Origin of the sequence: Vreelandella boliviensis LC1 (assembly GCF_000236035.1) — a bacterium.
In the GTDB taxonomy this organism is placed as follows: domain Bacteria; phylum Pseudomonadota; class Gammaproteobacteria; order Pseudomonadales; family Halomonadaceae; genus Vreelandella; species Vreelandella boliviensis.
Genome location: NZ_JH393258.1, coordinates 811920 through 822756 on the forward strand (window position 1 = coordinate 811920; position 10837 = coordinate 822756).

The 10837-nt window shown below is 56.5% G+C and carries 11 protein-coding genes; 6 read left to right on the plus strand and 5 right to left on the minus strand.

The genetic code is table 11. The annotated features are described in order from the left end of the window. Positions 1-61: 61 nt before the first annotated feature. Both KUC_RS12910 and KUC_RS12915 read left to right on the plus strand, forming a co-directional pair. Positions 62-241 (plus strand): hypothetical protein, encoded by a 180-nt coding sequence (locus tag KUC_RS12910; protein WP_007113648.1) that lies wholly within the window; start codon positions 62-64, stop codon positions 239-241. Further along, entirely contained in the window at positions 241-1689 is a 1449-nt protein-coding gene (locus KUC_RS12915; protein ID WP_007113649.1) for an FAD-dependent oxidoreductase, read from the plus strand. The genes KUC_RS12910 and KUC_RS12915 overlap by 1 nt, the downstream gene beginning before the upstream one ends. Here KUC_RS12915 and apaG read toward each other — a convergent pair. Genes apaG through KUC_RS12940 form a run of 5 tightly spaced genes read right to left on the minus strand, consistent with a single transcriptional unit; the run spans position 1686 to position 7481 of the window. Beyond that, a complete protein-coding gene (apaG, locus tag KUC_RS12920; RefSeq protein ID WP_040480837.1) occupies positions 1686-2063 on the minus strand; it encodes a Co2+/Mg2+ efflux facilitator ApaG/CorD in 378 nt (125 codons plus the stop codon). The genes KUC_RS12915 and apaG overlap by 4 nt on opposite strands. Further along, complete coding sequence (gene rsmA / locus KUC_RS12925; protein WP_040480839.1) at positions 2060-2887, minus strand: 16S rRNA (adenine(1518)-N(6)/adenine(1519)-N(6))-dimethyltransferase RsmA; 828 nt, start codon at positions 2885-2887, stop codon at positions 2060-2062. Before rsmA ends, apaG begins: the two co-directional genes overlap by 4 nt. A gap of 26 nt (positions 2888-2913) precedes the next feature. Next, positions 2914-3984, minus strand: coding sequence for a 4-hydroxythreonine-4-phosphate dehydrogenase PdxA (gene pdxA / locus KUC_RS12930; RefSeq protein ID WP_007113652.1), 1071 nt, complete (start codon positions 3982-3984; stop codon positions 2914-2916). Then, positions 3984-5009 carry a peptidylprolyl isomerase gene (locus KUC_RS12935; RefSeq protein WP_040480841.1) on the minus strand — a complete coding sequence of 342 codons (1026 nt, stop codon included), beginning with the start codon at positions 5007-5009 and terminating at the stop codon, positions 3984-3986. The genes pdxA and KUC_RS12935 overlap by 1 nt, the downstream gene beginning before the upstream one ends. 39 nt (positions 5010-5048) lie before the next feature. Beyond that, a complete protein-coding gene (locus KUC_RS12940; protein WP_007113654.1) occupies positions 5049-7481 on the minus strand; it encodes an LPS-assembly protein LptD in 2433 nt (810 codons plus the stop codon). 70 nt (positions 7482-7551) lie between these two features. On the opposite strand from KUC_RS12940, the gene KUC_RS12945 reads away from it, so the two are divergent. The 4 genes from KUC_RS12945 (at position 7552) to speD (ending at position 10541) form a co-directional block, all read left to right on the plus strand. Next, positions 7552-8577, plus strand: coding sequence for an aminoglycoside phosphotransferase family protein (locus tag KUC_RS12945; protein ID WP_040480843.1), 1026 nt, complete (start codon positions 7552-7554; stop codon positions 8575-8577). Further along, the gene (gene murU / locus KUC_RS12950; protein WP_007113656.1) at positions 8574-9242 is read left to right on the plus strand and encodes an N-acetylmuramate alpha-1-phosphate uridylyltransferase MurU; all 669 of its coding nucleotides are present in this window, start codon (positions 8574-8576) and stop codon (positions 9240-9242) included. The genes KUC_RS12945 and murU overlap by 4 nt, the downstream gene beginning before the upstream one ends. Before the next feature lie 79 nt (positions 9243-9321). Next, entirely contained in the window at positions 9322-9747 is a 426-nt protein-coding gene (locus KUC_RS12955) for an OsmC family protein (RefSeq protein ID WP_040480845.1), read from the plus strand. Beyond that, the gene (gene speD / locus KUC_RS12960) at positions 9747-10541 is read left to right on the plus strand and encodes an adenosylmethionine decarboxylase (protein ID WP_007113658.1); all 795 of its coding nucleotides are present in this window, start codon (positions 9747-9749) and stop codon (positions 10539-10541) included. The genes KUC_RS12955 and speD overlap by 1 nt, the downstream gene beginning before the upstream one ends. The last annotated feature ends 296 nt before the right edge of the window (positions 10542-10837 follow it).

Sequence of the window (10837 nt, forward strand, 5' to 3'; positions counted from 1 at the left end):
TAGCTTTGCCACTCAATCGTGTAGCCATCTCGCACCAACTGCTAAGGAAAACAATACGCTTATGACCATGGATCATTCTCGACGCGGGCTGCTGCGAGCGGCAACCCTGGCAGGCCTTGGCGCACTAATACTTCCCGGCACAACGCTTCTTCCTGCCGCACGAGCTGCCGCGCCCAAACTTGGCCTGCCGCCTGTTGCGGTGACGGTGAACGGCTGGCTACTTCGCAGCAGTGACCGCTGATGTATATCGCCTTTGAGGATATCGGCGAATACAGCGACGCCGTGGATGTCTGCATCATCGGCGCGGGTGCGGCCGGCATTTCCATGGCCATTACCCTGGCAGAGCGCGGGCACCGCGTGCTGCTCTGCGAAGGTGGCGATGCAGACTACAGCGATCGTTCCCAGGAGTGCTACCGGGGCGAAGTCGTCGGCGACCCTTATATTCCCCTCTATGGCGCTCGCCTGCGCCACTTAGGCGGGTCGACCAACCACTGGGGCGGCGTCTGCCGACCACTCGATCGCTATGATTATACCGCCAAGAGAGCCGCCAGTGAGACAGCCTGGCCTATTGACCGGAATGCGTTATCTCCCTACTACCGCGCTGCTGCTAGCGTGCTCGACTTGGCGCCTACACCGGCTGATCAGCCGGTCACGGACTCTGGGCTCAAGCGTATCTATTTCTCATTGGGCCACCCTACGCGCTTGAAGGAGAAATATGCCACCACGCTGAGCGAGTCGACCACCCTTCAATGCTGCTTAACAGCCAATTTAGCAGCGCTAGAAACTCTTGATGGAAAAGTCACCGGCGCTACTTTCAAAAACTATCAAGGTGACTACCGAAAGGTTCAGGCGCGCTACTTCGTGCTGGCCTGCGGCGGCATCGAAAACTCGCGCCTACTGCTGTGGTGCAACCAACAAACCCAAGGGCAACTCATTCCTCAAGCTGCCACCCTAGGTCGCTACTGGATGGAGCACCCCCACGCCACAGTGGGCAAAGCGCTACTTTTCGAGCCATCAGCGCTGGGTCTGGACGAAAATTACAACGTATTTCTCTCCCCCACTGCCCATTCCATCAACTCACGCCAAATACTGAATTGTGGGCTGCGCTTACACCGCATGAACCCAGAAGCGACCCAGGAGCTGATTGACGAGCTCGCCGATCAGGCGCCAACGCTGGCGGGACGACTGCGTGTCTGGCAGGCTCAGGGGCGAGTAATACACGGCGCGGTACTAAGAGCCGCTTGGGAGCAAGAACCTCGCTTTGACAATCGCATAGAGTTAAGCGAAGAGACGGATGAGCTGGGCGTACCCCGCAGTCGCTTGGTGTGGAAACAGTCCGAGCTGGATCGTCATACTATCCGCGAGAGCATGCTGCTATTGGGTGAGTATCTGCGCGACAACGAGATAGGTAGGCTACAACTGGCTGACTGGCTCGTTGATACGCCGGTAGAGTTGCCCACCGAGGGCGAGTTGGCTGGCCGTCACCATATGGGCGGCACGCGCATGAGCCTTGATGCCGAGCAAGGCATCGTTAACACCGACTGTCGACTGTTTGCCCAGGATAATTTCTACGTGGCGGGTTCCAGCGTTTTTGCCAGCGCCGGACACGCCAACCCTACATTAACGCTAGTACAGTTGGCCCTGCGGCTTTGCGACCATCTAGAGAGCAGGCTAACGCAAAACACCTAATGGAGCTGTAGTGGCACCGCCAACCTAAACGGGGTAATGGCCACTTCAAAAACGCGCTGAGTGGAGGTATCTAACAGCGTATAGGCACCCTCCATTACCCCCACCGGGGTCTGAAGAATGGCGCGACTTGTGTAACGAAAACTCTGGCCGGGGCCAATCAGCGGCTGCTGGCCGACAACGCCTTTGCCACGCACTTCCTGACAGTCGCCGCTGCCCTGGGTGATTTTCCAGTAGCGCGCCATAAGCTGGACGCTATGGGGGCTCTGATTGTGAACCGTCACGGTGTAGCTAAACACATACCGCGACTCCCCATCGTTAGACTCATCAGCACGATAGCTAGGTACAACGCTTACATTGATCGCTAGGCCACTCACGTTTGACTGCCCCACTCACCGCTTGCCTGCTCATCGGCGGCGACACGGTTGGCAATCGCCACGTACTCCGCCACGGTCAAAGTTTGTGGACGGCGAATGGGGTCAATGCCCAGGCCTTCCAAGGTATCGGGACTTACCCGGCCTTTGAAGTTATTGCGCAGCGTTTTGCGCCGTTGGCCAAAAGCGAGCTTCACCAGCTCAAACAGCAGCGCTGGGTCATCTGCCGTATAGGGCAGTATTTCATGGGGCGTTAAGCGCACAATTGCTGAGTCGACCTTGGGGCGCGGCACAAAGGCTTCCGGAGGCACAATAAACAGCTGTTCGACCTGGCAATAGTACTGAGCCATGACTGATAGACGCCCCCAATCGGCTCCGCCAGGCTCTGCGGCTAAGCGTTCAACCACCTCTTTTTGCAGCATAAAATGCATATCTTCTATGGCACTTCCTGCGGCTAGCAGATGCACAATCAACGGCGTGGAGATATTATAAGGTAGGTTGCCTACCACGCGCAGCGCGGGACCATCGCCTTTTAGCGCGGCAAAATCAAACTTCAGCGCATCGCCTTCATGAACCACAAAATCGGGGTAGTTGAAAAACTGCACCCGCAGGCCTGGAATAAGGTCGCGGTCGAGTTCAATCACTTCTAAATGCCCTGCGGCTTCCAGCAGCGGCTCGGTCAGCGCTCCTTGGCCTGGGCCGATTTCGACCAGGCGGTCCGTCGAGCGCGGGCCAACGGCGCGAACGATCCGCGAGATAATGCCAAGGTCACGTAGAAAGTTCTGACCAAAGCGTTTACGAGCGCGGTGTTGGGGCACAGTAGACATCAAACGGTGTTCCTTGGAGTGCGGGTTCAATCGGGGGATTTAGCAGACAACCGCTGCGCGGCTAAGCGGCGAGCAAGGGTGATAGCGACTTTTAGGCTGCCGGGGTCTGCCACGCCTTTACCGGCTAGATCCAGCGCGGTGCCATGGTCGACTGAAGTACGTACCAATGGCAAGCCCAGGGTAATGTTAGCGGCCTGACCAAAGCCTGCGTATTTTAATACCGCCAAGCCCTGGTCATGGTACATCGCCAGCACAGCATCGACACCTGCCAAGTGCCTGGGGGTAAACAGCGTGTCGGCGGGCAACGGGCCAAGGATATCCATTCCTTCAGCGCGTAGTGCATCAAGCGCGGGAATAATGATATCCAGCTCTTCGCGCCCCAGGTGACCATCTTCACCGGCGTGGGGGTTCAAGCCACACACCGCGATGCGTGGCTTGGCAATCCCAAACTGGCGCTGCAAGTCGGCCACCAGCAGTCTGCTAATACGGGTTACCCGCTCAAAGGTGATGGCGTCGGCAACATTGCGCAGCGGCAAATGGGTGGTCACCAGTGCCACACGTAAATCACCACTGCCCTGCCAACTTGGCAACGCCGCATGCAGCGCCGCGTCGGTGGCGAGCATCATCACCACCTCATCGACACCACAGGCATCGCGCAACCACTCGGTGTGTCCGGTAAAGCCAGAATAGCCGCCCTCGATGATTACGCCTTTGTGCAGCGGCGCCGTGACCATGGCAGCAGCCAGATCCCTTTGGCATGCATCCACAGCCAGCGCCAGGGTGGCCAAGACATAATCGGCGTTAGCCGGATCGAGAACGCCCGGCGTGGCCGGTTGATTCAGCGTAACCGGCCAAACCGGCAAGCCCTTGGCGCCGTTTGGAGACTCGCCTGGCACGCACTCAACCACGCTGACATTAAGCCCTAAGGCAACTGCGCGCTGGCGCAGCATAGCAGGATCGCCAACCGCCACCGTATTCGCTGGGAGCTGGCCATGAGCCGCCAGCATCAGCGTTAGCTCCGGGCCGATACCTGCCGGTTCACCAGTGGTGATGACCACCGGCAAAGTGCTATCAGGTGATAGAGCGCCCGCTACCATTAGAGACGAACATCAACAAAGGCCTGTGAGCGAATTTCTTGCTGCCAAGTCTCTAACGCTTCGTTGGCGCGACGCTGGAAGATCGCTTGGCGCACCTGCTCGCGCTGGCTCTCTTGGGTGACGTTTTGACGACGACGCTCTTCCACCTCAATCACGTGGTAGCCAAACTGAGAGCGAACCGGCTGAGATACTTGGTTAACGCCTAGTTCACGCATCGCTTCTTCAAAGGCAGGAACGGTTTGCCCTGGGCGAACCCAGCCCAGTTCGCCACCGTTGAGGGCAGTGCCATTGTCGTCACTCACCTCACGCGCCACTGAGGCAAAATCCTCGCCTTGCGACAAGCGCTGGCGTACCTCTTCCGCGCGCGCGCGGGCTTGATTTTCGTCGCGATTAGGGGTCAGTGCAATCAGCACGTGGCGGGCACGGGTCTCTTCAATAAAGTTCTGCTCGCCGGATTGGCCGGGCTGCTGGTTTAGAAAGCGCTCAACGTCGCGGTCGCTGACCGATACACGGTTGCTAATTTGGCGCTGCTGCACCTGACGCATGAGCATTTCGCGGCGAATATCTTCGCGCACGCTGGCAAGCGTCATACCATCAGCTTCCACGGCATCGGCAAACTCATCCAGCGTCATGCCGTTCGATTCGGCAATCGAGCGAACCTGCCCATTGAGCTCGGTATCATCGATGCTCAAATTGGCATCTTTTGCCATTTGCAGCTGAATTTCTTCCATCACCATGCGTTCGAGCACCTGCCGCTCCAGCTGGGAGCGGGGCGGAAGATTGCCGCCCTGGGCTTGCGCCTGCTGCTCGATTTGCGTCATGCGATCATCTAATTCGCTACGCATAATCACACCGTCATTGATAACAGCCACAATGCTATCTAGCGTCTGGCGCTGGGTGGACTGGAAGTTCTGCGCCTGTAGGGCTAGCGGGGCCAGCGCAAGGCCTGTGCCTACACACAGCGCCAGCAAACTACCTGCAGAGAGCTGTTTCATACGGCTTAGCAAGGGCTTTCTCATTTTCATAACAAACGTCTCTTTCATTAGCCATTCTATGGAAGTCATTTACAGGGCAGTCGGACGATAGCCAGGAATGGTCTGTTCAAAATAGCTATCCGCCTCCTGACCGACACCGCCTAAACCACGGAATACGAAGCGCAAAAATAGCCCGCGATCGTTAAAGTCATCGTCGATACGCGCATTGTCATTGTCATCGACCCACTCCCGCCATACTAGCTGCAAGCCATAGCAGCAGTCGCTCCACTGCACGCCAGCCAGTTGCTCTAGCGAGCGATCATTGGTTTGATCGTGAATATAACGACCGATCAGATCAATCTGAGGGCTTGCCTTCCACGCAAATGACAGATCCCATTCTTCACGATCGTAGTTGCGAAAGCTGTCATCACTGGCTTCTACCCCAGGGTCAAAGTTTTGGATCTCCCAACGGTAGCCAAGGTTTACTACGTGGCCTTGAGGGTGACGATAGCGTACATCCAAGCTTGAGCGTTCGGTGCGGTCGAGGTTATCGTCGTAGAGCCAATCGTAGCCAGTGCTCCAGCGATCGCTAATCTGCCAGTCGATGCGTGTAACCAGCGGCGATTTATCGCGCGTGGCCTGATAATAACGTTCACCGTCGGTGCGCGACGGTAGCGTATCAGCATCGCCCTCAATATCAATTCTGCGATCATCAAAGTAAACGCTCTGGCCTACCCCAAACGAGAGCCGGTCACGACCAGATGCATCTTCAAGCAAGCGCGATTGCACGCCGTAAGAGAGCCGGTTGAGATCGCCCACTCGGTCGGCACCGGAAAAGCGTTGGGCCGACCACAGCTGATTCCAGGAGAAAGCGCGCTCGCGGCTATCGAAAACGGGTAGCTCACTCTGATTAGTGCGCGGTACATAGGCGTAGTTCAAACGGGGCTCTAAGGTTTGGCGATAGTCGCGCCCACCCAGGGAGAGTTCACGATCAAACGCCAAGCCGCTGTCCACCGAGGTTACCGCAATACTGCGACTGGGCGAGTCGCTACGCTGGGTGTCGCGCTCGCCGTAATCCAATTGATAGTCGGTGTGCCAAAGCTCTGTTCGTGGCTCCAGGTAGCCCCAGGGCCGCTCAAACCGCCAACCCAGGGCTGGCGTTAAGTGCACACGGCTACCCGTGGCAGCCTCACGTTCAATCACACGCTGCTCGTTCACATCCCGCCAGAAATAGGTCGCATTGGAGCGCCATTGGCTATAGAAACCATTGCCCAATTGCCAATTGGCATTGGCGCTTAAGCTCGGCAGGCGATAGAACGGCTTATCGCTATCGTTGAGCGGGTATTCCAAGCGCTGGAACCCTTGAGCTCGAGCATCAAGCTGCCAGCGCTCACCACGGTAATCGACTTGCGCCAAGCGCCCCATACTAGCGCGATCACTGTCGCCAAACTCGCCTCCAAAATCATCGAAATAGCGCCCGTCGCTGGCCGCACCGTAGCGCAGGCTGTAATTACTTCGTTCATTAACACGACCAGCATGGCGGGCATCCACATACCAGCGATCCTCGCCTTCGAAGCGATTTGCACCGCCTCCAGAACCGCCGTTATCACTACTTAAATAGCCGCCTTCGACGATGCCCGCACTCTCTTCAAACAGGTAGCGGTACTCACCGTTCATCAGCAAGCCGTGATCACTCATCCAGCGCGGCGTGATGGTCGCATCGCGATTGGGCGCAATATTCCAATAAAACGGCTGCGTGTAGTCAAAACCATCTGCCGAGAGGCCAATTGAGGGTGTCAACAGCCCAGTGTGTCGGCGATCGTCGATGGGAAAGCGTAACCATGGCCAGTAAAATACCGGCACATCTTTCACCTGCAGACGGGCATGACGCGCAGTGCCAAATCCTTCGGCCTGGTTCAGGCGAATATCGCTGCTGACCAGTTGCCAACTATTGGCGCCCGGATCACAGGTAGTAAAACTTGCGTCTTTCAGGCGGTACTCGCTCTCCCCTGTCTGCTCTAGCTGACGGGCTTGGCCGCGCAGATGCTGCTCGTAAAGCACATAGTGGCTGTTCCCCAGGGTGGCCCGATCTTCGTTAAGCCTTAGCATCGCCTGTTCGCCGCGTACCAAAACAAGCCCGTCGCGTATAGCAATATTGCCTTCAGCATCGATCTGCTGACGATCAGCGGGTAAAAACACGCGCTCCGCTTCCAATTCCTCATTGCCGCGACGCAGTACAACATCACCGCGTAGCAACGCCTCACCATTGGCAGCGTAATCGACGTCGCTGGCCTCAAGTGAGAGAGTTTCCGGATTATCTTCCGCTGGTAAGCGGTAGCTGGGCATGACGTAGCGCCCACGGCACAGTTGATTAGCCGCTTCCTCTTTCCCCCAGGGTTGCCAATCCAACGCTTCCGCAGATAAGGCTTCACCTTGAGCCACCGCCGTAAACGAGGCGCCAGCAAGCAAACTGCCCATCAGCGTATGCGCAACCGGCAACGTGCGCGAAAATCGCTTGCCCATGTTCGTTATCCTTGGCATCCAGAATCGGTATTATACAGCCCGCATCATGCCCGACCAGCAAGGAGCTTGCATGTCCTCATATCGGATTAACGCCCTCACCACGTGGGCTGCCCAACAAAATGGCCTAACACAGGCCGATATTTCGCTTTCATCTGCAGTGGGTGACGCGAGTTTTCGGCGCTATTATCGCCTCACACTACCCGATGGCAACACCCAGGTGGTTATGGACGCCCCTCCTGACCAAGAAGACTCCCAGCCGTTTGTGATTATCGCTAGGCGCTGGCGCAGCGCCGGGCTGCCGGTACCCAAGGTGCACGCCACCAACTTAGCAGATGGCTTTTTGTTGCTAGAAGACTTGGGCAATACGCCGCTGCAGCATTTATTTAGCGGTGACGCTACCACACAGGCTTACCATGCGCAGGCTCTCACGCTGATCGCGGAGCTACAAAACCGCGCAAACCCTGACTCACTGCCTGCTTATGATACGGCGCTGCTTGGCCGCGAGCTCGATCTGTTTCCCGAGTGGTGTCTCAGCGCTTGGTTAACGCTGCCACCTCCAAATAGCTGGCAAGCCATTCGCGAGCAGCTTATTCAGCACGCCTTAGCGCAACCGGTAGTCACTGTGCACCGTGATTATGATGCCATGAACCTGATGATGCACGACCAGCGTCTGTTTATGATCGACTTTCAAGACGCTGTGGCGGGTCCACTCAGCTACGATGTGATCTCGCTGCTGCGGGGGCGCTACTGCCGCTTTAGTAGCGAGCAGTTTGCCAACTTTGTCGAGGCATTTTATCACCAGGCTCGCCGCGACGGCCGACTCCCTAGCAGCGTCGATTTTGCCACTTTTCTGTCCCAATGCCACGCTATGGCCGCCCAGCGCTCGCTAAAAGTACTGGGGATTTTCTGCCGTTTAACCCTGCGTGATCAAAAAAGTGGCTATCTCGAGCGCTTACCGCACTTTCTGGATCACCTGGAAGATAGTCTCTCTGCGCTCTCCTCCTCCAATGTGCCCGAGCAGGTGGCGTTCGCAGAGTGGGTCAAACTCACCTTACGGCCTGCCATTATGAAACGACTAGCGGAAATGCCGTCATGAAAGCGATGATTTTAGCCGCGGGGCTTGGCAAGCGGATGCGCCCACTCACTGACCATTGCCCCAAGCCGCTACTGCCCGTCGCAGGCAAGCCGCTCATCGTGCACCACCTGGAGCGTCTTCGCGAGGCAGGTATTCATGAGGTCGTCATCAACGTCAGCTACCGTGCAGAGCAGATTATTGACGCGCTAGGCGACGGTAACGCCTATGGATTGCGCATTCACTGGAGCCGCGAAACAGCGCCGCTGGAAACCGGCGGCGGCATTCAACAAGCGCTGCCGCTACTTGGCGAGGCGCCTTTTTTGTTGGTCAACGGTGACGTTTGGTGCGCGGCACTACCAGCCCAACACGCGCTCCAGGGCGACGATTTGGCGCACTTGGTACTGGTGGAAAACCCTCCACACCACGCGAATGGGGATTTTGGACTAGCGGTAGGGCGCGTCAATCAAACCAGCACTGAGCGCTTGACCTACGCGGGAATCAGCGTGATTCATCCCGCCCTGTTAGACGGTCAGCCGCAGGGCGCCTTTGCTTTGGCGCCACTGCTCAGAGCTGCCATTGATAACAATCGGGTAAGCGGTGAACGCTACACAGGGCCCTGGGTCGATGTGGGAACCCCTGAACGCCTGACCGCGCTGGAAAACCAACTGAAGCCCAAGCAAGAGTAGGACCGGGAAGAGAGGCGCGCAGGCCAAGAAATGTTATGCTGCGCGACTTACCTTTCGTCGCCTAGATGAGGAGAGCAGCGTGAAAGCACGGGTAAAATGGACAGAAGGCCGCCAATTCGTGGCGGAATCCGGTAGCGGGCACAGCGTTGTGATCGACGGTCCGCCCGACCATGGCGGCCGCAATACAGGGCCTCGCCCAATGGAAATGCTGTTGATGGGCATGGGCAGTTGCACCGCTTTTGATATCTTGAATATTCTTGATAAAGCGCGTGCCGATGTGACCGACTGCGTTGCTGAGTTAGACGCCGAGCGCGCCGATGAAGTGCCCGCCGTATTTACCAAGATCCACGTCCATTTCGTGGTGACCGGACGCGCGCTTAAAGAGAAGCAGGTTGCTCGCGCGGTTGAACTTTCTGCTGAAAAGTATTGCAGTGCCTCGATCATGCTCGTTAACGGCGGCGTTGAGATTACCCATTCCTTTGAGATTATTGAGGAGGTTCGGTAGTGACAGACAATCTCCGACTCCACGGGTTTAACAACCTGACCAGCTCGCTGAGCTTTAATATTTACGATATCTGTTATGCCAAAACCGAAGAGCAGACTGCAGCTTACATCGACTATATCGATGAGCTCTACAACGCCGAACGTTTGACGCAGATTCTTAAAGACGTCACCAATATCATCGGCGCCCATGTGCTCAATATCGCCCGCCAGGACTACGAGCCCCACGGTGCTAGCGTGACGATTTTGATTGCCGAACATGAGCTTGATGAAGCGGCGCCTGAGCAAATTGAGCCGGGCCCCGGCCCGCTACCGGAGACGGTGGTTGGGCACCTGGATAAAAGCCACGTTACAGTGCACAGCTATCCCGAGTCACACCCCGACAACGGTATCAGCACTTTTCGTTTGGATATCGATGTATCCACCTGCGGTCATATCAGCCCGTTAAAAGCGCTGAACTACCTGATCCACAGCTTCGACTCCGACATTGTCACCATGGATTACCGAGTGCGTGGTTTTACCCGCGATGTGGATGGCAAAAAACTGTTTATCGATCACGGCATTACCTCCATTCAAGATTACCTTGCTGAAGACACCAAGCATGCGTATCAGATGATGGACGTCAACGTGTATCAGGAAAACATGTTCCACACCAAGATGCTGCTCAAAGACTTTGAGCTGGATAATTACCTGTTCGGCACATCGCGCCGCGATATTACCTTTGAAGAAGCTCGCGATATTGAGGGCCGTCTGCGTAAGGAGATGCTGGAAATTTTCTACTCCCGCAACTTGGATTAAGCCCCCAAGCTGGACTCAACGTAGTACCGAAACGCCCAAAAGCCAGCTTATGCTGGCTTTTTTTATTACATATCAACTAAATATAACTTCCTTTTATGTCATTGCGAAGAGCCTGCCTTGTTTGTCATTGCGAGGAGCCTGCGACGAAGCAATCTCTACCCGCGGTGGCACTCAAGCCCAGATCGCCGCGCTTCGCTCGCGATGACAGAAAGGGCAATAAGCCCAGATCGCCGCGCTGCGCTCGCGATGACAGGAAGGGCGATAGGAGCCTGCCTTGTTTGTCATTGCGAGGAGCC

What these genes read in the sequence shown, in the direction of transcription:
- KUC_RS12910 (WP_007113648.1), top strand. Translation starts at nt 62, where the DNA reads ATGACCATGGATCATTCTCGACGCGGGCTGCTGCGAGCGGCAACCCTG.
- KUC_RS12915 (WP_007113649.1), top strand. Translation starts at nt 241, where the DNA reads ATGTATATCGCCTTTGAGGATATCGGCGAATACAGCGACGCCGTGGAT.
- rsmA (WP_040480839.1), bottom strand. Translation starts at nt 2,887, where the DNA reads ATGTCTACTGTGCCCCAACACCGCGCTCGTAAACGCTTTGGTCAGAAC.
- pdxA (WP_007113652.1), bottom strand. Translation starts at nt 3,984, where the DNA reads ATGGTAGCGGGCGCTCTATCACCTGATAGCACTTTGCCGGTGGTCATC.
- KUC_RS12935 (WP_040480841.1), bottom strand. Translation starts at nt 5,009, where the DNA reads ATGAAAATGAGAAAGCCCTTGCTAAGCCGTATGAAACAGCTCTCTGCA.
- KUC_RS12940 (WP_007113654.1), bottom strand. Translation starts at nt 7,481, where the DNA reads ATGGGCAAGCGATTTTCGCGCACGTTGCCGGTTGCGCATACGCTGATG.
- KUC_RS12945 (WP_040480843.1), top strand. Translation starts at nt 7,552, where the DNA reads ATGTCCTCATATCGGATTAACGCCCTCACCACGTGGGCTGCCCAACAA.
- murU (WP_007113656.1), top strand. Translation starts at nt 8,574, where the DNA reads ATGAAAGCGATGATTTTAGCCGCGGGGCTTGGCAAGCGGATGCGCCCA.